The following is a 23,343-nucleotide window of genomic DNA, read 5'->3' as shown; positions in this document are numbered from 1 at the left end:
CGCTTTTTGAAGCCTGATCGCCTGCATTTCATTAAAGTTTACAGCCTCCAGAAAAAATCATCAAAGCTCAAACTACTTCTTCCTTTCTCACATCTACGCTCACATTCATCTGCTGACTTCCTCCGCTATACACCACCCCTTTAAGCGGTACGATATCGGTAAAATCTCTACCAATCGCTGCACGTATGTGCTGATCTTTAACTACCAGCTTGTTCGTAGCATCAAATTCAACCCAACCAATGTCGGGCACATATACCGCTACCCAGGCATGTGAAGCATCCGCACCTACTAATTTTGGTTTTCCCCGGAGGAGGCAGGGTTTCAATATAACCACTCATGTAGCGGGCAGCCAGACCTACCGACCGGAGACAGGCCAGCTGAAAATGGGCAAAATCCTGACACACGCCTTTTTTTTCTTTGAAAACTTCTTCCAGAGGCGTGCTGACATCAGTGAAGCCGGACGTAAAGCTAAAATCACTGAATATGCGAGAAGTCAGATCCATTACTGCTTCCAATACTGGTCGCTCAGGAGTGAATGAAAGCATGGCATATTCCCTCACGCCGGGAATAAACTTGACATAATTGGACTCCATGAAAAACTGCCTGACGTTCAGCGGTGCGTTAGTACTATGTAACCAGTTCACAACGGCTTCCCAGTTAAGAGATTGGCTAAAGTCCAATGAAGCATAGGCTGGTGGGGTAACTTCCACATGGCTTTTTACCTCAACATCCAGTCGTGAGTGACTTCTGAGCACTGAGAAAAATATCACTTCATTTTCAAAAAAGTCATTACGTATGCTCAGGTATTCCGGTTCCGGTTCTATATGGTATTTAAACTTAGATACGGACTGATAACCCATCAGTATAGGCTTTTGATACACCAGATTATGGCACATAATGGCCGGAGCGTCATACACATAAATGGTATGGTGTACGATCTTGTATTTCATATCTCAGGAAGTTTAGCTGTTTTCAAAAACGCAAATTGGTTTTGCGTAGGGCTAAAATAATCCTCGTAAATATGGTCTGCCGCCGCTTCCAATAGCTGGATAATATTCTCAAAAAACACATTCAGATTTTTTCTGATTACTTCACTCTTTTGTGTTGCGATCAGATAATCAATTTCTACCAGCCTGATATCGGTAAGCGCCTGAAGAAGTTTTTTTCCCGCCGGACTCAATGCGCTATGCTGAGGGTGATTTGGCATATTGGCTAAATGCTCTTCTATACTGGCAATTTGATACGCAATTGACTTAGGGTTCCTTTCCTCAGTAATCAATAATCTTAGCACTGCCGAAAGCTCCAGTGTTGAGCGATATTGATAGCGATAAGTTACCAGGCTTTCATTAGCCATTAGTACCAATTCCATAATAGCTTTTTCCTTTTCCTCATCACTTTTTATGGTCAGCGTATTCTGTAACATCAGGCTGGTTCGGATGGAAGTTTCAATGGCTCGCCCGATGTTAAGGAGCCTCCATGAAGGCTCACGCGTCATATTATCCAGGTTAAGTCCATTGAAAGCCATAAGGTGCACAATCAGGTCATCCAGACGGTGATAAATACTTCCCAGATTCACATCATCTTTTTTCAGTTTTCTATCCAGGAAAGATATTTTATCCAAAATCCTCCAGGTGTCCAGGCTTAGCCTGTCCCGCACTGAATAACCATTGGATAAGAATAACTCCAATGACTGAGAGAGAGAGCCCACACGCTTGGGATTAGAGGCTACATCTATCAATTCCTTCTCCGGGTTGACTAAGGTCTTATGTTCATTGAAACCAGGTTGTGTACCGGTCAATGTAGTGAGTGTGGTGAGCAGCGTGCTAAGGGTGTCATCCTTCTCTACGCTTTGTTCATTATCTGACTCATTGAATTTTTTGAGGATAATCCTGAAAAGCCTGATGGTACTTAGAGAACGCTCCAGATACCTGCCCATCCAGAAAAGATGCTCTCCGGTACGGCTGGGTAGTAGTACTTCTTGTTGTCTTACATCATGATTGGTACTTACTGTAATCTTTTCAGGAACTTTGGAACCCACTACCCACACATCCTTACTGATTCCTCCGGACTGACGAGAAAGCACAAAAACACCCTTTTTAGAAGAGCTTCGGGCTAAACCTCCCGGCATGACTACATACTCCTCATTCGCTGTATCCCTGACAGCAAAACTTCTCAGCACAGCATTACGGGCTTCCAAATTGCCGTGAATTAGGGTGGGTGTTGTAGAAAAGTTGACCATATTCTGGGCCACATACAAACATGGGTTCTGACTAATCTCTTTTTTGAGTTTCAAAGCTTCTTCTTCACTCAACTCAGCCCCTATGTAGGGGGCATTACGCTCATCCCGATACACATTTTTAATAATGAGCTGATGCATATTGTCAAACACATGCTGCCTTGCATCCTCCTGGCCACACCACCAGGTAGATACCGATGGAATGAGAAGATCTTCTCCTAATAAGTGACGGCATATTTGGGGAAGGTATGCCATAATCGCAGGGTTTTCCAGTATTCTTGTGCCCAGCGGATTCGCCACTGCTACCTTTCCCTGGCGTACAGCCTCCATCAAGCCAACTATGCCGATGGTTGAGCTGGCATCAAACTCCAGAGGATCACAATAAATATCATTTACCCTTCTCAGTAAGACATCTACCTTCTTGAGGCCATCCAATGTTTTCAGCCAGATATTGCCATTGCTCATGGTAAGGTCTGCCCCTAACGCCAGGGTAAAACCTAAAAAAGAAGAAAGGTATGCGTGCTCAAAATAGGTACGGTAAGCGGGCCCCGATGATAACAATACGATACGAGGATTTTCACCTCCACCTGAAGAGAGGGTGCTTAAGGTATTTTTGAACACCTGAAAGTAAGGTGTGATTTTTTGGACTTTATTGTCCCTCACCAAAGCAGGAAATACCCGCGTCATGGCGGCCCGGTTTTCCAGGGCATACCCAATTCCCGAAGGAGTGTCGGTACGGTCATGCAAAACCCAGAGTTTGCCCTCGGGCCCTCTGGCAAGGTCAACTGCATAATTGATCAGGAGGTCTTTATCTTCATCCGGTTTGTCTACCTGCCTAAGAAATCCACCGTGCCTGTAAATTAATTCAAGAGGGAGAAAGCCCTCTTGAATTAATTTTTTCGGTCCATACAAGTCTTTGAGTATTAAGTTCAGGAGGGTTGCCCTCTGCTTAATACCTCTTTCAATAAACTCCCATTCCTGGGTGCTGAAAACCATGGGAATGGGGTCCAGATTCCAGGGACGGTTCATCCCATCTGGGTCGCCATAAGTATTATAGGTTACCCCGTTCTCTCTCAGAAGTTGCGCTACTTCAGCTGCTTTCTGCTTCAGTTGAGCTGGTCCCAGGGTATAAAAGGATGCAGCAATTTTCTCCCACTGAGGACGAACCTGGCCATTGGGCCCAATGAGTTCGTCATAAAATTGACCCAAATCCTGCTGTTGGGTATTATATGTTTCTATCATACTAATTCAAAAACAACTGCTAGTATACACGTTTATTCCTTCTTAAATCTAATGTATGGGGATATTCAGGATTAATATTTTCACTTTGTTCAACATACTCCGGTAATATATTCATACGAGTCACAAACCTTCCTGTCGTCTGTGGCTGGTTTACCCTGGGTTCTACCAAATTGATAGAGTGTCCAAAGTCAAAAAAGCGCGATATCCTCCGGGATTCTGCTTCATAACTATTTACTGGGAAAGTATCATAGCTTCTGCCTCCCGGATGTGACACATGGTACTGGCAGGCTGCCACCGATTTTTTGCTCCAGCTATCATACAGATCAATGACCAAGGGGGTATCAATGCCAATCGTAGGATGTAAAGCACTGGGGGGCTGCCACGCACGATAGCGTATTCCCGCCACATATTCGCCTTTTACCCCTGTACTTTTTAAAGGCATCTTATTGCCATTGCAAAGCAAATGGTAACGTGACTCCGTCAAACCGCTTACTTTAACCTGTAGCCTTTCCAATGAAGAATCTACAAAACGAGCAGTGCCGGTGCTTGACATCTCCTCTCCCAACACATGCCAGGGCTCAATCGCCATTCTTAACTCTATATGAATACCATCAACCTGTAACTCACCCAGGAAAGGAAAACGGAAGCTAAAGTAAGGCTCAAACCAGTCCATACTAAAAGCATAACCGGCACTGTTCAGGTTACTCACCACATCGGATAAGTCCTTATAGCAGTAATGAGGTAGTAAAAAACGATCATGCAATTCGGTCCCCCAACGCACCAGCTGATGATGGTAAGGTTGCTTCCAAAACCAGGCAAGTAAGCCTCTGAGCAGAAGAAACTGCACCATACTCATGCGGTAATGAGGGGGCATATCAAACCCCCTGAATTCAAGAATACCCAGTCTTCCACTGCTGGAGTCAGGAGAATAGAGCTTATCAATGCAGAACTCTGCCCGGTGCGTATTTCCTGTAATATCTACCAGGAGGTTGCGGAAGAGGCGATCTACCAACCAAAAGGGGACTTCGCTTTCTTTTAACGAAGGAATCTGGGCAAAAGCAATTTCCAGTTCATATAACATCTCATCTCTGCCTTCATCAACGCGAGGAGCCTGGCTGGTAGGCCCGATAAACTGGGTGGAAAACAGGTATGATAAAGAAGGGTGATGTTGCCAGTAAGTCACGAAACTCCTTAGCACATCCGGCCTTCTCAGGAGTGGGCTGTCCGATGGCGTATTTCCGCCCAGGGTCACATGATTACCACCCCCGGTTCCGGTATGTCGTCCATCCAGATTGAACTTTTCTGTAGTCAGACGGCACTGTCTTGCCTCTTCGTAGAGGATGTCATAATTCTGTAGCAACTCTTTCCAGGAGGAGGCAGGATGAATATTCACTTCTATCACACCGGGATCAGGTGTGATCATAAATTTCTGGATACGATTGTCTGAAGGCGGATCATAGCCTTCAATCAGTACAGGTATGTTCAATTTTTTTGCGCTGTTTTCTATAGCGTACACCAAATCCAGATAATGCTCAAAATGTGTAATCGGTGGCAAAAACACGAATAGTTTGCCCTCTCTTACCTCAACCACCAAAGTAGTTTTAAACACCTTTTCGGAAGTATTGTATTTTAGCGCTTCGCCTTCATCAGCAGAGGGTCCTGGCAGGTCTCCCACCTCTTCAAACAAGCTTCTTTCCGGTCTTACCTCTTCGTTCTCTGCCAGGTTTTGGATAGAATTCAAGGGCAAACGCATCCCTGCCGGTGAATTGCCGGGGACTAGAAATAGATGCTTTCTTCGGAACTTCCAGCGGCAACTCTGCCAGTTGCGCAATTCAAAATCCCACTGCAAAGGAAGCACATAACCGACTGCCTCATCAAGTCCTTTGGATAACAGTTCCGCCAGCTTTTGTCTTTCCAGGGGTGATTTAAGATCCAGTTCCAGAGGATCAACGTCCAGTGGCAGATTCCCTTCTTCCCAGATAAAGTAAAAAGGATCTTCATAGGCTGGTCTGATATGTTTAGCGTCTATGTAGATTTGCTGTGACAGTTCATGGGTAAAAGCCTCACCATGAGAGATATCAAATCCGTAATCTTTAGATAGGTCTGCGTTTAGGCTATCATCCCGCCAGATAGGAACGCCATCTTTTCTCCAGTAGCAGGCCAGCTTCCAGCGAGGAAGCGGCTCACCCGGATACCATTTTCCCTGCCCGTACTGCATCATTCCCCCTTTACCGAAGTGCTTTTTGAGTCTATGGAACAGCTTGTTGGAAAGTGAACGCTTATGCTCACCATCAGCGGCAGAATTCCACTCGGGAGCATCAGTATTGTCAATAGCAACAAAGGTGGGCTCCCCTCCCATGGTCAGGCGCACATCATTTTCCATGAGTTGCTCATCTACTTTTTTACCAACTTCTAATATTTTATTCCACTGCTCATCAGTATAGGGTTTGGTGACTCTGGGTTTCTCAATTACCCGCTTTACCGTATTCTTAAACTCAAACTCAGTCTTCACTACTTCGGCAGAACCAGAAATAGGGGCCGCGCTCTGAGGGTCAGGCGTACAAGCAAGAGGTATATGCCCCTCTCCGGCAAAAAGACCGGAGGTAGGGTCCAGTCCTACCCAACCGGCTCCCGGTATGTAGACCTCTGTCCAGGCGTGCAAGTCAGTAAAATCCTCTTCAGGTCCGGAAGGACCATCCAATGCTTTTTCATCGGATTTTAGCTGCACGAGATAGCCCGAAGCAAAGCGTGCCGCAATCCCCAGGTGACGCATGATCTGTACCAGCAGCCAGGCTGAGTCGCGGCAGGAGCCCGAAGCAGTACTAAGTGTCTCTTCACAAGTTTGTACACCCGGCTCCATTCGTATGCGGTAGCCGATATCCTGATTGAGCATTTGGTTAAGCTTCACCAGGTAAATCACTGTTACATCTTCTTCCTGTTGTAATTTTTTTGCTTTTTCTACCCACTGGGTCATCAATGGCCCTTTCTCCTGTATCTCCAGATACTGGAGAAGCTGCTTTTTTAAGAGATCATCATAGCTAAATGGAAACTTCTCAGCATATTCTTCCACAAAAAAATCAAAAGGGTTGATCACCACCATATCGGCCAGCACTTCTACATCCACGATAAAATGATCTATCTTCTCCGGGAAAACAATTCTTGCCAGATAATTGCCAAAGGGATCCTGCTGCCAGTTGATGAAATAATTGTCTGGCTTAATATTAAGAGAATACCCTTTTACGGTGGTGCGTGAATGTGGAGCCGGCCTGAGACGGATTACCTGTGGTGAAAGCTCAATAGGTCTCTCATATTTATATGCGGTGTAGTGATTGATGGCGACACGAACTGACATGCTTTGATATTATATTTCACAAAAGATATTTACAAATTTTCATATAAATATAACATTATTGAAATGCCAACCTGCCTATTACTTACATTATATTTTTTTGCTTAGGCATGGAATGATCCCGGCAAGCTTCCCAAGATATACATATCCATACTTTCCTCCCCTAGGGGTGCTTATCCTGTCAATGAATTAATATTGATGTTAAAACGTCAGGTTAAACGCATTTAATTTTGATTTAATCTCTGGAGGATTCGAATTAGGTAATGGTCATCCCACCCTGCTATTTTCCTTCTGTTCTTAATACTTTCTTTATCTTTGATCTGATGGAGAAGTTGCAAGGCTAGCTTACGGGCGGTAGTTAAATTTTCGGCCGCATTCCCCGATTTAGTTCTGCTACTGTCCTCTCGGAAGATAACATCTAACTTCCAATGAAGCTGGTTTTCGATACTCCAGTGATTTCTGACTAATTGGTTAAACTCTTTAGTAGAGGCTTTCAGGCTACTCAAATAGAAACGTTTCTCTAAGGTCGTTTTGCCATTTTTTTCTCTGTGGGCTTCTATCATTACGATTGACTTTAGGTGCTTCCATGCTGACAAGTCATCAAGTAATTTAAGGTTAGATTCAACATAGCAGTTTCTGCGCTCTATCCTGCCACTGCCAAAATCTACCCACTCATCCACTGGCAAATATATCTTTCTTCTATCCATCCAATCTGTGATCTGCTCATAAATATGCTTATGATCTTTTTTGATGGCTATCAAATAATCTCCACCCTTTTCAACAATCAGGTCGGCATTCTTTACTTGACAGCCTGCCGCATCACTACTCACTAAACAGCCTTCCAGAGCTAAGGACTTCAACAGTTCGGGAATAGCCATTTTTTCATTACTTTTAGTATCTACCTTCTCTTGTCCTAGAACCAGATGCTGTTCAGCCACCCAAGCACTAATAATACAGATGCCACTTTTCTTGAACCCTGCCTTGGCCGTACCTCGGAGCACTTTACCATCCACATTTATTTGGGTGATATGACTGTAAATAAACCTCAACAATTCTTTAGACCAACTATACAAACATTCACCAAAGGCATTTTTGTCCATGTATTTGAACACCCGATTAAAAGTGTCATGAGATGGAATACCATTGGGTAAATCTAAAAACCCCTTTAAGAATGACTCCTTACGTTTCCCATAAGCCTCAATCTCTTCAAAATCGTCAGCCCCGCTTACAATAGCACATAAGGCTATCACTAAAATATCCACCAATTGGTGCTTCTTACGCCGATTTATCCTGAAATCAGGCACACTATCAAAAAACTTTTGCCAATTCATCCGGCAAAGCTACGCTTTACATGTTATTCTTGTACTTTTAATGCGTTTAACCTGTTAAAACGTTAGAAATTGGTAATAATAATCAGTATTTTTCTGCTTAGAATTCGAAATTTTTATTATTCAGCATGTATTCATTTTTGAGATTTATTACTATTCTCCTATGTCCTCTTTGTTTCGCTGCCTGCCAATACGACAAAGAAAAGGGGCATCAAAACAAAAATGGGATCAGCTTTAATTATGATATCAAACCTATACTCTCTGACCGCTGCTTTGCCTGTCATGGCCCGGATGCTAATAAAAGAGAAGCAGAACTGAGACTGGATACCCCTGAAGGAGCTTTTGCTGCATTAGCTGAAAAACCCGGACATTATGCTATCGTTGCCGGTGATGCTGAAGACAGTGAAATGTACCGTAGGATCAGCTCGACCGATCCGGAAACCATGATGCCCCCTCCTGAGTCAAATCTAAAAATCACGGCAGAGGAAGTTGAACTTATCAGGCAATGGATAGAAGAAGGGGCTGAATATGAGCCTCACTGGTCGTTTATCAAACCGGAAAAATCAGCAGTGCCTGAAGTACAGAATACAGATTGGCCGAAGAATGAAATAGATCAGTTCGTACTGGCCAAAATGGAAAATAAGCAGTGGCAAGCTGCTGCAAGAGCTAAGAAGTCAACTCTGCTCAGAAGGTTAAGCTTCGACCTTACCGGCCTGCCCCCCACGGTAGAAGAGCTGGAAAGCTTTCTTAACAATAATTCACCTCTGGCATATGAGCAGACGGTTGACAGGCTGCTGGACTCTGAGCATTACGGAGAGCGCATGGCTTCCGAGTGGCTGGATGTAGCCCGCTATGCCGACAGCCACGGTTATCAGGATGATGGCATGCGCAATATGTGGCCCTGGCGCGACTGGGTGATCCAGGCATTTAACAAAAATCTGCCATATGATGAGTTTATCACCTGGCAGCTTGCCGGTGACCTGCTTCCCAACCCCACTCATGAACAGATCCTGGCCACCGGATTTAATCGTAACCATCTGCAAAGCCAGGAGGGCGGTATCGTAGACGAAGAGTACCGTGTGGAATACGTGGCCGACCGAACCAACACTTTAGGCAAAGCCTTTCTGGGACTCACCTATGAGTGTGCCCGCTGTCACGACCATAAGTATGATCCCATCACGCAAAAGGACTACTATGAAATGTTCGCCTTCTTCAACAACATTAATGAAGCCGGCCAAATTCCCTATATGGGAGAAGCAAGCCCTACCCTCATCCTTACCAACGAGGAAGCGAAAAAACAGCTGGCTTTTATTGAGGAAAAAATTACTGAACTGGAAAAGCATGTTTCTCCAGAAAACCAGGCGTATAAACATGAGTTTGAGAAGTGGCGCGCTGCTTTACCGGAGAAGCCTGAAATACAAGTCCGCAAAGCAATAGGCCATTACCCTTTGGATAAACCGGTGAATGATAAGTTTCGAAATCTCGCCAATCAGAATGAGCCTGCCTATATGGAGGTCAATCAGAAGGACCAGGAACCTGAAATTGTAGAAGCAAAATTTGGTCAAGGTTTAAAATTAGTGGGTGACAGTTATGTAGATATGGGAGAAGAAATAGGCTTCTTTGACCGGCATGAGCCTTTTTCTATCAGTATCTGGTTCAAACCACTAAAAGATAGCCTGGAAGGCCCTATTTTTTCCAGGTCAGGAGGTTTATTCAATGGTAACCGGGGCTATGATTTTATACTTAGGGAAGATGGGACAATCTCTGCCAGCCTTAATCACACCTATCCCGCCAATGGAATCGAAGTGCACACCCGACATAAACTAACTCCTGATGAGTGGCATCATCTCGTGCTTACCTATGATGGTTCAAGCCAGGCCAGTGGAGTGAAAGTTTATGCCAACGGTCAGGATCTTCCGCTGACAGTCGCTACTGATGATCTGAAACAAAGTATCCTCCGCTATGGCAAAGAGCGAGACACTTGGGGAGGATTTGCAAATCTGCGTATCGGAAAGCGCTTTGAAGAATCTCTGGATGGTGCTATTGTTGATGAGTTTATGGTTTTTGACTCCAAGCTAAGTGCTCCGGAAGTCAGCAATCTGTATGATGAATCTACAAATTTGAAGCCTTTTATGGCTACCGATCAGCAGGATTATCTGATGGATTACTACCTTGAAAACTTTAACCAGGAATATCAGAAGCAGCGTGCGACCCTTACTAAGGTGAGAGAAAATGAAAATAGCATCATGACCGATCAGCCCGAGGTTATGGTGATGAAAGAGCGCAGGCATAAGCGCAAGTCTTATATTCTGGACAGGGGGGCTTATGATGCGCGTACTGAAGAAGTTACGCCCGGCTTACCTGACTTCATCATGCCAATGCCCGAGGACCTGCCGAAAAACAGGCTTGGCCTGGCCAAATGGCTTACCCATGAAGATCATCCCCTTACAGCGCGGGTAGTTGTAAATCGCTACTGGCAAATGCTTTTTGGAAGAGGTTTGGTAAACACTTCCGACGACTATGGTAATCAGGGCGAATTACCTTCCCACCCGGAACTGCTGGACTGGCTGGCAGTAGAATTTCGTGAGTCGGGCTGGGACGTAAAGGCATTACTTAAATTGATGGTCATGTCTGCCGCTTACCAGCAGTCATCTGTAGCTGAGGAAGAGAAAATGAAGCAGGACCCTGCGAATCTATGGCTGGCCAGAGGCCCCAGCTACCGTATGCCTGCTGAAATGATACGCGACAATGCATTGGCCGTCAGCGGATTAATGGCTGATAGCATTGGTGGGCCAAGTGTAAAGCCCTACCAGCCCAAAGGACTTTGGAAAGAGCTGGCTACCCGTAATGTGACCGAATATGTGCAGGATTCTGGTCAAAACTTATACCGGCGCGGATTATATACGATTTGGAAAAGGAGTTCTCCTCCACCTTCTATGATCAGTTTTGATGCTTCTGAAAAGTATCTGTGTGTTGTCAAAAGGCAAAAAACCAGTACGCCACTACAGGCGCTTGTTCTCCTGAACGACCCGCAATATGTTGAAGCCTCCCGTTTGCTGGCCGAACGTATGATCAAAAAAGGGGGTGAAGCCACAGAAGAAAAACTGTCTTATGGCTTTCAGGCATTGACCAGCCGTATGCCCGATGCTCGTGAGCTTGATCTACTGAAAAGATTGTACGAAGAAGAACTGGCGACCTTTAAAAGTGACCCTACCAGTGCTGACAGCCTTTTGCAAGTGGGCGAGCACCCCCCTGATCCACAGCTGGAAAGCCCGGAGCTGGCAGCGCTTACCGTAGTAGCCAACACACTGGTAAACTACGACGAAGCCATTTTTAAAAGATAATTGCTAATAGTTACATGTTGAAAGCTAGAAGTTTAGAAAACGAACTTTTAACCTGAAACTGCAAACATTTAACCAACAAAACATGAGTGACTATTGTCATCAGGACATTGTTTCAAGAAGGGATTTTTTAACCAGGTCAACCTTAGGTTTAGGAGGCGTAGCTTTGGCTTCTCTGCTAAATCCGGCTAAAAGCATGGCAGGCATAGCTTCCGATGGCGGCGGCATGCTTGATAAGTTGCATTTTGCTCCCAAAGCCAAAAGAGTAATTTACCTCTTTCAAAGTGGGGGGCCTTCTCAAATGGAACTGTTTGACTACAAACCTCTGCTCCAGAAAAGAAGAGGCGAGGAGCTACCTGACTCTGTAAGGGGTAACCAACGCCTTACGGGGATGACTTCTCACCAGAAATCATTTCCTATGGCTGGTTCTGTTTTTGACTTCCAGCAGCATGGTCAGAGCGGAGCCTGGGTCAGTGAATTGATGCCTCATACAGCTCAGGTGGTAGATGAGCTTTGCTTCGTAAAAACCATGTATACCGAAGCGATCAACCATGATCCTGCCATTACTTTCTTCCAGACCGGCTCGCAACAGAACGGCCGGCCGTCTATAGGTTCCTGGGTGAGCTGGGGGCTGGGCAGTGATAACAATAATTTACCATCTTTCTGCGTATTACTCTCGCGCGGACGTGAAGGAGGACAGCCTTTGTATGCCAAGCTTTGGGGTAGCGGATTTTTACCTTCATTACATCAGGGAGTACAGTTCCGCTCCGGCAAAGATCCGGTGCTGTATCTCAATGATCCGCCCGGATTGAAAAAGAACAGCCGAAGAAGAATGCTGGATTATCTGAAAGAACTACATCAGATTCAGTACGAAAAAGTAAAAGATCCGGAGATATCTTCCCGCATTGCGCAGTATGAAATGGCTTACCGAATGCAGACCTCAGTGCCTGAAACGATGGACATCTCCAAAGAACCGGATTATATCTACGATATGTATGGGCCCGAATCCCGTATTCCCGGCACCTACTCTGCCAACTGTCTGCTGGCCCGACGACTGATAGAAAGAGATGTGAAGTTTGTACAACTTTACCATCAGGGCTGGGACCAGCACGGAAACCTGCCCAATGATATCAAAATACAGGCTAAAAGCACCGATCAGGCATCTGCCGCACTGGTAATGGATCTGAAACAAAGAGGCCTTCTTGAAGATACACTCGTGATCTGGGGTGGAGAATTCGGACGTACCAATTACTCTCAGGGTAGACTGACAGAAACCAATTATGGCCGTGACCACCATCCTCGTTGCTTCTCTATCTGGATGGCCGGTGGAGGTGTGAAAAAAGGCTTTACTTATGGAGAGACTTGCGAGTTCGGTTACAACATTGCCAAAAACCCGGTACATGTGCACGATTTTCAGGCGACTTTAATGCATCTCATGGGCGTAGATCACGAAAAGCTGACTTTCAAACATCAGGGCAGAAGGTTCCGCCTGACCGATGTGCATGGCAAGGTAGTGAATGATATTATTGCTTGATGGTTTTATGGTGTAATAGAAAACCATGAAAACAAAGCTTATTCTGACTGCTTTGAGTCTTTTTGCATTCGCAACTTTTTCTTCTGCATGTGATTGCGATGGAGAAGAACCTTCATTGGAAGAATCATTTGCTAAATCTTCCACTGTATTTTTAGGAAGAGTTATATCCATAGAGGATTACGAGTATACAGTGAAAACAAATCATAGTTTGAAATGGGGCTACATAATTGAATTCAAAACAAAAGAATTATTTAAGGGAGAAAACTCAGACACCATTAAGCTAATTGTTGAAGCTTCAGATTGTGGGGGAGCTTTTATGAAAGCCAGTTCTTATCTTGTTTTTGCATTCATGAACGTACAGGCAAACAAATTAGCATATCACCAGTGCTTTAGGATGGCTTTAGAAGAACAGCATGCATCTGAAGCGCTTATAAAGCTAAAAGCAATAGATTGAGTGTTGTAATTTATCGCACCAAAAAATCAGAATCCAGAGAGTGGAAGGTCTGGAAGGTGGTGTTTCCTCTTTTGATGTCTACTACAAAATCATGATCACGTACGTGACCATTTCTATTTCCATGTAAGTGAAGACTGATATTTTGTTGTCCTTCCGCTAGCCTTGCTCTGCCGTAGTAAATGCTGTGGGGAATGGTTTGCCAGTTGCGGGTATCTGCTTTTTCGGTAATGGCATTCACCAGGCTGATCACTGCACCCAAATCTTCATTTTCTTTGCGGACACTGTATTCGGCAGCCTTTTTCATAGCCACTCTCAATAAAGAGATGCCAAATTCTTTCAACATTCTCTGCTGTAGCGTCTGAAAAGCAATGCCATTTATATTTTCAGCCTGTTCAAGCATGACTTTTTTACCTTGCCCTGATGACAAATACGCATGATCAAAAACCATAGGCCTTTCCACATATTTTGGAAAAGCTACCCTTATAAACTCTACATTGTTGAGATTTTTCTTTTCATACTCCTTTTCATCTTCCAGTTGGAAAGGGAAGGTCAATCCCAGGGCATCATTGGTGAAGTTAACCACTCCTCCTTGCCCCCGCACCAGGGCAAAATTGATACTCCACTCATCCTTTACCGGGCCCAGACCATTGTTCCAGAAAAACACCAGTTCTCCTCCCTCCTGCTTTTCGTGTTGATATTTCATTCCAAACAGATCTTCGTAACGCTTCAACTCATTCTCAAAACCCATCAGGTAGGCGGTTCTAAGTAAATCTTGCTTAAGCTGATCAGGTGCTTCAATGCCAAACATAGCTTGGTAATCCTGCTGGTAAATATCTACTGCATTCCGATAAGCGATAAATGCATTATTGTAATCTTTATCCGCATCGTAGATGATGCCCATAAGATTATGAATAAAGGCATCCCGGGTGTATTTTCCTGTTTTGCCTGATACATTAGCTTTATACTTATCACTGAGTTTTTGAAGTTTGACATTCAGACGTCTGCATTCTACCAGAGCGGACTGCGTGTCATTCATCCTCAGAAAGTTCAGCGCTTTGTAGTAATGGATCAGCAAAAGCTCATGATCCTCACCCGTATAATAAGTAAGGTTGGGGTTGATCAGCAGAGAGGAAGCCGTATTCCAGTAATTATTGCGCAAATCTTCGCCCAGCTTATAAGCTTCTTCAAAAAACTGATTGCTCTCTTCGTATTCAGCTTGTAGCGAAGAAACCAGTCCTCTGTTCAGGTAATATAAGAGCTTGGCTTTGCTTTCAGGAGCTTTTTTGCTGTTTACCAATACTTTCTCCGCCTTTTCTATCTCTCCTTCCTCAAAAAACCGGTTGAACTTATAGTTCATCTGATAATAGGAGGCACAGGAAAAGCAGAGAAAGAAAATACTCAGCCAGCAGATATATCTTACTCTAAAGAAGAGTTTCATGAAGCATTACTTCAAATGGTTTAAATCAAGAATTGGACTTCAACACTAGTATCAGTTGACGATGTACTTCTTAATCTTTTTGCCATCCAGCCATACAATTTCGTTGGTTTCCAGGTTAGCCAGTTCCAAATCTACCTGGTAAAAAGTGACCTGACGTTTACCTTCAGAGTCTACAATTGAATTGATCGTACCGAACATCATGAAGTCGGCACCCAACTCTGCGCCCCACCTTTTGGCGGTTTCAGGAGAAGCAAACTCTTGCTGGTCGGCACGTTCTTGCCTCAGCTTTTCACGAAAAACACTGTTCTGTACCACTCTCACAGTTCCGCTACGAATCATTTCTCGTTCAATGTCTTTGATGAAGGTCTCTGCCTCAATATGCTCATGGCTTTTATTGGTCATAAGCCCCACAATTACCACCGGCTTTCTGCCATTATAGTTGGTAAAATTTTCTCTCCAGGCACTCTGAATTACACTTTCAGAAAGCGCTTCAGCTACCCTACGGGAGTCAGCGTCATTCCAGCGACCGCTCAGGTCAATGTCGGAGTTGGTATCTACCCGGGTTACGGTCTTGGCGCAGCCAAAGCTGAGCAATGCGATAAGCATGAACAATGGAAGTGATTTGATATGGGATTGCATGGTTCAGTGAAAATTTCAATAAGGTGATTTGTAACGAAATATTGGCAAAATTGATACCGAAATAAGCTTTATTAAGCGCATACGAATTTTTATGGTAGCCGGGTAAGCTTATACTGAATATTATCAGAAACTCATTTTTTATAGCAATAACAGCCTTCACTTCATGAAAAACGTTAATATTTTTGTATTTTTATTACATGCTATTTTTCTACCAAAACCATTATTAGCTGCATAGCCGTAAAGCAGATGCTTATGAGTGAAGATTTATTGACAAAAAGAGCTATTATCTTACGTGACACCATTGTAAAGCTTGAACAGAGATTGGCGCAAAAAAACTACTCTCCTACTTTTGCGGATCATTACTTACTACAGTTGCTGGATAAAGCCTGTAAAGCCTGCCTGGCATTGGGAAACCAGTTTGTTAGTCTACAGACCCAGGAAGAGACTAAAAATCATCCACCTTATATATTTGAGAAGTTGGTAGAAAACAAGATTATTGATCAGGCATTAAGCAAAAGACTCCTTTCACTGATCGCATTCAGGAAGCTGATCCTGCAGGCCGCTCTGCTTAAAGGCAAACATGTTCATCTGAAACTCACCCCTACTCACTTGCAGGATTTCCATACGTTTACGCAGAAGCTACTGTTAGCCTGAGTGCCTAGTAACGAGCAATCAGTTTGAGATTGATAAAGCGGGCTGAGAGCCGGTTGGGTACAGCATACTGCCTTCCCTGTACGTCATCTATCCAACTGAAAGAAATAGTATTGTCTGCTCCCAGTACATTCAGCACTTCCAGTCCAAGCCAAAGAGAGCGGAAAAAGCTGTTCTCCTCTGTTTTCTCTTTCCTGAAATTCAACTGTTTTGAGAAGCCCAGGTCTAACCTTTTGTAGTCAGGTCCATCCAGGAAGTTTCTGTACGCAACACTTTCGGGAGGACCAAATGGCAGGCCTGAACCATATAAGAAACTCACATATACCCGTGTACTGGGATCGTTAGGAAGATGATCCTGAAAAAAAACCCCAAAATTCACCAGCTGATCAGCCGGACGACGGATGTAGCCTAAACCATCACCTTCAATATCCTCCCGGGTCCGTAAGAAGCCCAGGCTGAACCATGACTCAGCCCCGGGGATAAACTCACCGCTGATCCTGAAATCTGCTCCAGTTGCGTAAGCTGTAGCATTATTATCGGCATAGTATCGAATACGCACATTATCCACATCATAGGGATTTACGTCGCTGAGGTGTTTGTAGTAGAATTCTGAAAGTAAGGCAAACTCTCTGCCGAACATGCTGAAGCGGTAATCCATTCCTGCAATCAAATGTACTGAGGATTGTGCCAGCACATCAGTATGCAACTCACCCTGCCTGTCTCTAAGCTCGCGGTAGAATGGAGGTTGCTGATACATTCCGGCGGCAAAACGAAAAACCACATCCCCTAATCCCATCGGCTTGTAAGAGTACTGAAATCTGGGACTAAAGAGCCACTGCTGATTTACTGTCCAGTAGTTGACCCGTAGACCGTAATTGAAAGTATGCGCCTCATTCCACTCGGTAGTATTCTGTACAAAAGCAAAGTAACGATGGGAGTTCAGGTCTAAGGAATTGTTGATGCTCTGGTAAATATTAGAATAACCGGAAGAGTCGCTAAAAGCATACTGTTCTACGATATCGTCAATTCGTTCATTAGCATAACCCAGACCGAATTCCAGCGTATTGCTACTGCCCAGGCTCATAGCATGGCGGTTTTCCAAATTGATGATTTCCGCTTCCAGCTTATTTCGGGCATGACGATAGTTGCTACCGATGCCGAGAACAGTAGCACAACGGTTAAAGCTTTGAGAACCGGGCATAATATCAATGTCACATAGGCGGTAGCCAGATTCAAGGTCAAAATATTCTCTTTCACGGGTAGATACGCGAGAAGAAATCAGTTTGGTCGTCCACCAGTCCTTGATACGATGTGTCAGTTTCAGTCCCAGCTGATAAGTACGATAATCAAGCACTTCCTGCCCCACATAGCCTACAAAGAGACGAAAGGGTTCATCCAAAGTACCGAAGGTGGTCTCTCTACTTTCCGGTCTTACCAGATAGCGATTATCGGAAATAGCACCCAAAATGCCCAATTCTGTCTTGTTCACATCAGGATCACCGTCCAGGTCAAAACTGAGGTATGACTGCAAATCCAGAAATCGGGGTAAATACTCTCCGTTGGTCTCCAGCGTATTGAGCAGATACTGAGCAGTCTTATAGCGTCCTCCGATAAGATAGCGTACTTTTTTATTTTTGCTGCTTCCTTCTACATGAACTCCGCCATTCAACAAGCTCAGGCTTGCCGATGCCCTGGTCTTGTCAGGGGTTTTATAAGTAACATTGAGGTTAGAAGACAACTTATCTCCGTACTTTGCCTGCCACCCACCAGAAGAAAAGGTGACGGCACCTACCAGATCAGGATTGATAAAACTGAGTCCTTCCTGCTGACCGGCACTTACCAGAAAAGGGCGGTAGACCGGAATATCATTGACATATACCAGATTCTCGTCAAAATTACCTCCTCTAACAGAATATGTAGAGGAAAGCTCATTGTTGCTTACCACGCCAGGTAAAGTAGCCAGCACTTTGGTAAAATCACCAAAAGGCGAAGGCGTCACCTGAGCTGCATTAGGCTCTATCGTCATGATACCTGCTTCTCTTCTTAATGATTCATCCTGTTGGCCACTTACCTCTACATCATCCAAAACACGTATCTGTGCCTGCATAATCACAGTCATATCAAGGGTATCATTCGCTGAAACAGTGAGCTGCCGGGAACGTGAATGATATTCTAAATGGGTAAAAAGAAGCTCGTAAGTACCTCGGGAAAGCCTGATCTGAAAATTTCCGCTTGAATCGCTAGTCGTACCTTTACCACTGCCCACCACCTGAATATTAACCTCAGCAATGCCTAAAGCAGTGGAATCCAATACTACTCCTTTTACTACTGCTTCCTGGGCAAAAATCAGTGATATTGGAAGGAAAAGACAAAAAGAAAAGATAATTGCAAAACGCATCTCTATGCTAATTTCTTTGCTTGCTGGCAGTCATTTTTTTTAAGCCAGAAATAGTTGAAAGTGGTTCAGGAGATTTAAAGACAAAGCTTCCTGCCACCAGCGCATTAGCTCCTGCTTTTACCAAAGCACTTGCATTCTGATCAGTTACTCCCCCGTCTATTTCTATCCAGATGTCAGCCTGCGTCTCCTCAGCTAATTTTTTTAGCTTTAGTATTTTGCTGTAGGTGTGTTCAATAAATTGCTGCCCTCCAAAACCCGGATTTACCGACATGATTAGCACCAGATCTAATTCGTGTATGATATCTTCTAACCCACTTACCGGTGTATGAGGATTCAAAGCTACTCCGGCTTTACAGCCCAGTTCTTTGATCTTGCCTATTGTACGGTGCAAATGGCTTAGCGTTTCATAATGCACAGTAAGACGGTCTGCTCCGGCATCTTTGAATGCTTCCAGAAAGTCATCGGGACTTTTGATCATCAGATGCACGTCCAGCGGTTTCTTCGCGTGTTTTTGTATCGCCTGACAAACGGGTATGCCGAATGAAATGTTCGGCACAAAGATTCCGTCCATGATATCCACATGAATCCAGTCGGCTTCACTTTCATTCAGCATCTCTATATCTCGCTGAAGGTTGGCAAAATCAGCGGCTAATACAGAAGGAGCTATTGCGGTATCTTTCATGATGATTTGCTTTGCTACAAAGCTAGGTCGGATAAATAAGAGATAGAATTAAAATAGCTTATTTTTTCCATCGCATGATACAATGCATATTCAATACGACAGCCCTTAGCGCAACTGAAAAAGCTATTTAAAACTTAACAATTTTAAGCGTATCAGAAACCGAAGCTGACAAAATATGCATAATGTAAACACCCTGAGAAAGGCCATCCATGTCCAAAGTGAGTGAATTGCGTTTGAATTCATCTACATTTTTCTCAAGCATAAGTTTACCTTCAGGACTGTATAAATTGATGTGCAATGTCCCTTCAAAATTTCCATTAGAAGGCTCAATGATCAGATCACTATCTTCTACCGGATTGGGATACACTTTATAATAATGCTTTTGCGGCATGTCCTCTATAGGAGTCAGGTAATTATCCATCAGCCTATTGTAATCAGGAATACCATAGCCTGTTTCATTGTTCGGGGTGAGGGACATATCACCAGAAAAACGAATCTTTTCTATGATTTCAACATTGGTAGCATGAGGAATAGCCTGCCATACGCCTGCAACAAATCCAGCAATCAAAGGTGCGGCGAAAGAGGTTCCGTTAGAAGTTACTACATTGCCGGAAGCGTCAACAACCACCGTTTGTAAGCCTAAAGCAGATACATCGGGCTTAACTCTGCCATCTACAGAAGGTCCATAAGAACTGAATGATACTTTATCACGAGTACGGCTTACCGCCCCTACCGCCAGGATGTCCTGGGCATCAGCAGGAGGAGATACATAATGCCAACTGCCCGAGCCTTCGTTTCCAGCACTTACTACACATATAATCCCTCTGTCAGTAGCTGCATCCACTGCACGGGTAATCACTGCACTTTGACCATCCAGGTCTTCATAGCTATAATCCATAGCGGAATCATTAAAAGTGGTATAGCCCAGTGATGTACTGATAATGTCGGCACCTGTACTATCGGCATATTCAGCAGCAAATAACCAATTGTATTCCTCAATTCTGTATTCTGAACTTACCTCTTCTGTCACACAAAGCATATAGTCAGCGCCATATGCACCTGCTTCCAGCACACCCGGCAAATATGCCCCAATGCAGGATAGTGCTTCAGTACCATGCTGGCCGTACTGATAGACATCAGGGCTATTGCCTACAAAATCATAACCGGGCAGCATACGGTCATCCTCATAGATGTGCTGAAAGTAAGCAACCGTATCAACGCCTCTGAAGCCCCCATCAAAAACTGCTATTAACATACCTTCACCATTAAAGCCGTCTTCATGCATTTCATCTATGCCCAACATATCGTTTTGCTCCATATTGAGCAGTTGTTCAAGAGGTTCTTCCTGCTTTCTTGTTCTTCTGGACTTTCCGGTTGATGAGCCTGATTTTCTACGTTCCCCCCTGCCTCTGGGCTTTACCAGTTCGGAACCCACAATAAAATTCTCAGCCAGAATGCTCTCTAATTCTTCAGGCGTGGCTTCTATGAGTGCTCCATTGAACCAACGGGTTTTGTAATATACCTCAGCTCCCAGCTCTCTTAGCTGTTTCAGATAATCCTCTTTTACCGGAAAATCAGAATATGTAACAGGAATATTCTGCTTGTAACGTCTTTCTATCGCACGAACGGATAAATATTCTTCAGGGCGATCCAAATCATAGGCAAGGGTATCTTTATCAGAAAAGAACACTACATATTGGCTTTCCTGGGCCAGCACCCAGCTTCCACAACATAGCATTATAAGGAGGGTTGAAAATAATCTGAGAAGAGCAAGTGAGCTATGGTTTATCAAGCGTGAAGTCCGAGCGGGCTGTCTAGTTATTTTCATGACCGTAAGCAATTAAGGTTTGTCGGTAGATACGCCCTGATTCCAGTATCCCCAAACCTATACATTCTGGTTCACTGGCACAGTAATGTAATCTAAGCGATTTTTTATAAAAGAGCCCCAGATTTTCCGCATATGTTTCCGATGCTTCAATCCTGTTAATAATAGTATCCTGGCTTTGTGCCTGGACAACAGTAAGCATATTTTCCAACATCAGACTGTCTAGCGGACTATCTACCTCATCTAGTAACGTCTGACTTGTGTTCCTTAGTTCGTATGCTGTTTCCTCACGACTGTTCAGCGCATTAGCATCCCAGCGCTGTCCAAAGCTAGCTGGAAAGACAATCTTAATCCGGGGAACATTATTTTCTACTACCACAATTCGCTGCGTACTTTTCCTGGCGGTCCAAACGGAGTCCAGTTCCCAGAAACCTGAATCAGTGGTACTGGTAAAACGCTCCAGTCTATAGATAGTTTCGCCCCCCTGCCCGGGAAAAGAGTCAGCCACAACTTCTTTGAGTAGGTACTGCTGTGTATCAGGTTCAGCTACCAGGGTATATGCTATATCCTCCACCTTGTAAATGGAGTATCTACCTACTTCCAAAGGAAAATAATCAATGCCCAAACGGCTTTGTTGGGGAGGGATAGTCTCGCTCTCGCATGCTGACAGGCTTACAAAAGCTATGATAATAAGGACGATAGGGCTGAAAACTCGCAATGTAAAATTGAATTATTGTTGCTGCCAATTTACAGTAGTAACCTGACATTCCAGCAAATATTTTAGGGAATGCGCCTCAATGTGATAAAAAGACAAAAAAATAACGGACCATAAGCCCGTTATATGCATTTGATGAGAACCATCAGTACATCAACTAATAGATTCTCTAACTCTTCTGGTATATTCTCTAAGTGCGGATTTAAAATCAACGCCTTCGTCTTTCATTCTTTCAAGGATAAAGATGGCAGCCAGAATATGTGTCAGTTTCTCTCCTTCATCTTCTCCATTTACCTCAATGGGTAAAGGCTGCTCTTCAACTAATGCTTCCTCTGCCGATATTAAGTCTTCCAGGGATTGATTTTCTACTAACTTCTTGACAACAGCTATTTTCATAATATTTAATCAGCTTTTTCTAGTTTAACTTTTCAATGAGTTCTACAACGGCTTCTTCTTTACTGGAAGCTACCGAATCCAGTAGTTCACCATTTTTAAAAACTGCGAAAAAAGGCAGATTAGTGACGCCTGCCGCTTTTCTGGCTTCAGGGTTCTTTTCTGCATTTACATCCAGAAAAGTCACATCATCAAAACGCTGATCTTCAGACAAACGCCTGTATTTGGGCTTGAATAACCTACAGCTACCGCACCAGTCCGCATAATATTTTACAATTACTTTATTCTGCTGCTTCAATTTTTCCTGAAATTCTGAATCTTCTATAAGTTCTACAGCCATTCTGTTAGATTTGTTTTTTTTAATTTACCTAATATAAAATTGCTTTCTAGTTACGAGAAACGATATAAAAAAGTTTATTGTTTAAGAATTTTTCTTATTTGAATCAATAAAATTACTATGGCTTTAAAAACATTCGTAAAAATAGGTGGAATCAATAATTTGAGTGATGCCCGCTATTGCGCTGGGATGATAGTAGATATACTAGGCTTTAGCTTTGAACCTCAGGATCCAAATTTTATGGGTCCTGACAAGTATACAGCCATTGCCGAATGGATTTCAGGTGTGGCTTTCGCAGCTGAGTTTGACGAAAGCGAACCCGAGCAAATCAGAGAGATTCTGCAGCAATACCCGCAAGTGGATTATCTGCAGATTACGCGGCCTGAGTTTTTACCTTCTTTGAATTTACTACAAGTACCTATCATTCTGAAAATTGACCTGGAAAGCCAGGAGGTAGCGTCTCTGGAACAACTACTGGAAAACACAGCCCCGGATGTTACTTATTTCCTCCTTGAAAACTCAGAGGAAAATCCGGATCCCCAAGCCTTAGAAAAAGTATTGAAGCTTGCTGGTAAATATCCCATCCTGCTGGGCTTTGGACTCAGTCAGGAAAATGTGCTGGAAACCATTGAAAATCACCCTCTCAAAGGAATAGCCCTGAAAGGAGGAGACGAAATCAAACCCGGTTACAAGGATTTTGATGACCTGGCAGATATTCTGGAAACTATTGAGGTGGATGATCTTGAGGAATGACCAAAGCTAGCTGTTAAGGGAGGATCAG

Annotated in this window: 18 protein-coding genes; 5 read left to right on the top strand and 13 right to left on the bottom strand. The window is 43.9% G+C overall.

Going from position 1 to position 23,343, the window contains the following annotated elements; genetic code table 11:
- Window positions 1-67: 67 nt before the first annotated feature.
- From OKW21_RS05935 to OKW21_RS05915, 5 genes are all read right to left on the bottom strand, one after another.
- Window positions 68-250, bottom strand: coding sequence for a hypothetical protein (locus OKW21_RS05935; protein WP_277478235.1), 183 nt, complete (start codon window positions 248-250; stop codon window positions 68-70).
- Entirely contained in the window at window positions 228-950 is a 723-nt protein-coding gene (locus tag OKW21_RS05930; RefSeq protein WP_277478233.1) for a transglutaminase family protein, read from the bottom strand. Before OKW21_RS05930 ends, OKW21_RS05935 begins: the two co-directional genes overlap by 23 nt.
- Window positions 947-3,478, bottom strand: a complete 2,532-nt coding sequence (locus OKW21_RS05925) for a circularly permuted type 2 ATP-grasp protein (protein ID WP_277478232.1) — start codon at window positions 3,476-3,478, stop codon at window positions 947-949. Before OKW21_RS05925 ends, OKW21_RS05930 begins: the two co-directional genes overlap by 4 nt.
- Window positions 3,479-3,497: 19 nt before the next feature.
- Window positions 3,498-6,830: a transglutaminase family protein gene (locus OKW21_RS05920; RefSeq protein WP_277478230.1), complete on the bottom strand. Its 3,333-nt coding sequence runs from the start codon at window positions 6,828-6,830 to the stop codon at window positions 3,498-3,500.
- A gap of 221 nt (window positions 6,831-7,051) precedes the next feature.
- Window positions 7,052-8,158 carry an ISAs1 family transposase gene (locus OKW21_RS05915; protein WP_277478228.1) on the bottom strand — a complete coding sequence of 369 codons (1,107 nt, stop codon included), beginning with the start codon at window positions 8,156-8,158 and terminating at the stop codon, window positions 7,052-7,054.
- Window positions 8,159-8,295: 137 nt separating this feature from the next.
- On the opposite strand from OKW21_RS05915, the gene OKW21_RS05910 reads away from it, so the two are divergent.
- The 3 genes from OKW21_RS05910 to OKW21_RS05900 all read left to right on the top strand — a co-directional run bounded on the left by OKW21_RS05910 (window position 8,296) and on the right by OKW21_RS05900 (window position 13,484).
- Window positions 8,296-11,499 (top strand): DUF1553 domain-containing protein, encoded by a 3,204-nt coding sequence (locus OKW21_RS05910; RefSeq protein ID WP_277478226.1) that lies wholly within the window; start codon window positions 8,296-8,298, stop codon window positions 11,497-11,499.
- Window positions 11,500-11,581: 82 nt separating this feature from the next.
- A complete protein-coding gene (locus OKW21_RS05905) occupies window positions 11,582-13,030 on the top strand; it encodes a DUF1501 domain-containing protein (RefSeq protein ID WP_277478224.1) in 1,449 nt (482 codons plus the stop codon).
- A 25-nt stretch (window positions 13,031-13,055) separates the two neighbouring features.
- A complete protein-coding gene (locus OKW21_RS05900) occupies window positions 13,056-13,484 on the top strand; it encodes a hypothetical protein (RefSeq protein WP_277478223.1) in 429 nt (142 codons plus the stop codon).
- A gap of 10 nt (window positions 13,485-13,494) precedes the next feature.
- On the opposite strand, the gene OKW21_RS05895 is transcribed toward OKW21_RS05900, so the two are convergent.
- Window positions 13,495-14,922: a COG3014 family protein gene (locus OKW21_RS05895; protein WP_277478221.1), complete on the bottom strand. Its 1,428-nt coding sequence runs from the start codon at window positions 14,920-14,922 to the stop codon at window positions 13,495-13,497.
- A gap of 51 nt (window positions 14,923-14,973) precedes the next feature.
- Complete coding sequence (locus OKW21_RS05890) at window positions 14,974-15,561, bottom strand: penicillin-binding protein activator LpoB (protein ID WP_277478219.1); 588 nt, start codon at window positions 15,559-15,561, stop codon at window positions 14,974-14,976.
- 252 nt (window positions 15,562-15,813) lie between these two features.
- On the opposite strand from OKW21_RS05890, the gene OKW21_RS05885 reads away from it, so the two are divergent.
- Window positions 15,814-16,215 (top strand): hypothetical protein, encoded by a 402-nt coding sequence (locus OKW21_RS05885; protein ID WP_277478217.1) that lies wholly within the window; start codon window positions 15,814-15,816, stop codon window positions 16,213-16,215.
- Between the two features lie 4 nt (window positions 16,216-16,219).
- Here OKW21_RS05885 and OKW21_RS05880 read toward each other — a convergent pair whose 3' ends face one another.
- From OKW21_RS05880 to OKW21_RS05855, 6 genes are all read right to left on the bottom strand, one after another.
- Window positions 16,220-18,610, bottom strand: a complete 2,391-nt coding sequence (locus OKW21_RS05880; protein WP_277478216.1) for a TonB-dependent receptor — start codon at window positions 18,608-18,610, stop codon at window positions 16,220-16,222.
- 7 nt (window positions 18,611-18,617) lie between these two features.
- The gene (gene rpe, locus OKW21_RS05875; RefSeq protein WP_277478214.1) at window positions 18,618-19,292 is read right to left on the bottom strand and encodes a ribulose-phosphate 3-epimerase; all 675 of its coding nucleotides are present in this window, start codon (window positions 19,290-19,292) and stop codon (window positions 18,618-18,620) included.
- 127 nt (window positions 19,293-19,419) lie between these two features.
- A complete protein-coding gene (locus tag OKW21_RS05870) occupies window positions 19,420-21,030 on the bottom strand; it encodes a S8 family serine peptidase (RefSeq protein ID WP_277478213.1) in 1,611 nt (536 codons plus the stop codon).
- 76 nt (window positions 21,031-21,106) lie between these two features.
- Window positions 21,107-21,835, bottom strand: a complete 729-nt coding sequence (locus tag OKW21_RS05865; protein WP_277478211.1) for a hypothetical protein — start codon at window positions 21,833-21,835, stop codon at window positions 21,107-21,109.
- Between the two features lie 150 nt (window positions 21,836-21,985).
- Window positions 21,986-22,228: a DUF6952 family protein gene (locus OKW21_RS05860; protein ID WP_277478209.1), complete on the bottom strand. Its 243-nt coding sequence runs from the start codon at window positions 22,226-22,228 to the stop codon at window positions 21,986-21,988.
- A 19-nt stretch (window positions 22,229-22,247) separates the two neighbouring features.
- The gene (locus tag OKW21_RS05855; protein WP_277478207.1) at window positions 22,248-22,565 is read right to left on the bottom strand and encodes a thioredoxin family protein; all 318 of its coding nucleotides are present in this window, start codon (window positions 22,563-22,565) and stop codon (window positions 22,248-22,250) included.
- Between the two features lie 117 nt (window positions 22,566-22,682).
- Between OKW21_RS05855 and trpF the strand changes: the two genes are divergently transcribed.
- Complete coding sequence (gene trpF, locus OKW21_RS05850) at window positions 22,683-23,315, top strand: phosphoribosylanthranilate isomerase (protein ID WP_277478205.1); 633 nt, start codon at window positions 22,683-22,685, stop codon at window positions 23,313-23,315.
- Window positions 23,316-23,343: the final 28 nt, after the last annotated feature.

Origin of the sequence: Catalinimonas alkaloidigena, from assembly GCF_029504655.1 — a bacterium.
Classification (GTDB): Bacteria; Bacteroidota; Bacteroidia; order Cytophagales; family Cyclobacteriaceae; genus Catalinimonas; species Catalinimonas alkaloidigena.
Note: the sequence above shows the minus strand (reverse complement) of the source record. Positions and strands in the feature narration are given on the sequence as shown.

Excerpts from the sequence above, each read along its gene's own strand:
- OKW21_RS05900 (WP_277478223.1), top strand. The coding sequence starts at position 13,056 with ATGAAAACAAAGCTTATTCTGACTGCTTTGAGTCTTTTTGCATTCGCA.
- OKW21_RS05855 (WP_277478207.1), bottom strand. The coding sequence starts at position 22,565 with ATGGCTGTAGAACTTATAGAAGATTCAGAATTTCAGGAAAAATTGAAG.
- rpe (WP_277478214.1), bottom strand. The coding sequence starts at position 19,292 with ATGAAAGATACCGCAATAGCTCCTTCTGTATTAGCCGCTGATTTTGCC.
- OKW21_RS05905 (WP_277478224.1), top strand. The coding sequence starts at position 11,582 with ATGAGTGACTATTGTCATCAGGACATTGTTTCAAGAAGGGATTTTTTA.
- OKW21_RS05925 (WP_277478232.1), bottom strand. The coding sequence starts at position 3,478 with ATGATAGAAACATATAATACCCAACAGCAGGATTTGGGTCAATTTTAT.
- OKW21_RS05870 (WP_277478213.1), bottom strand. The coding sequence starts at position 21,030 with ATGCTATGTTGTGGAAGCTGGGTGCTGGCCCAGGAAAGCCAATATGTA.
- OKW21_RS05885 (WP_277478217.1), top strand. The coding sequence starts at position 15,814 with ATGAGTGAAGATTTATTGACAAAAAGAGCTATTATCTTACGTGACACC.
- OKW21_RS05880 (WP_277478216.1), bottom strand. The coding sequence starts at position 18,610 with ATGCGTTTTGCAATTATCTTTTCTTTTTGTCTTTTCCTTCCAATATCA.
- OKW21_RS05860 (WP_277478209.1), bottom strand. The coding sequence starts at position 22,228 with ATGAAAATAGCTGTTGTCAAGAAGTTAGTAGAAAATCAATCCCTGGAA.
- OKW21_RS05920 (WP_277478230.1), bottom strand. The coding sequence starts at position 6,830 with ATGTCAGTTCGTGTCGCCATCAATCACTACACCGCATATAAATATGAG.
- OKW21_RS05930 (WP_277478233.1), bottom strand. The coding sequence starts at position 950 with ATGAAATACAAGATCGTACACCATACCATTTATGTGTATGACGCTCCG.
- OKW21_RS05915 (WP_277478228.1), bottom strand. The coding sequence starts at position 8,158 with ATGAATTGGCAAAAGTTTTTTGATAGTGTGCCTGATTTCAGGATAAAT.
- trpF (WP_277478205.1), top strand. The coding sequence starts at position 22,683 with ATGGCTTTAAAAACATTCGTAAAAATAGGTGGAATCAATAATTTGAGT.
- OKW21_RS05895 (WP_277478221.1), bottom strand. The coding sequence starts at position 14,922 with ATGAAACTCTTCTTTAGAGTAAGATATATCTGCTGGCTGAGTATTTTC.
- OKW21_RS05890 (WP_277478219.1), bottom strand. The coding sequence starts at position 15,561 with ATGCAATCCCATATCAAATCACTTCCATTGTTCATGCTTATCGCATTG.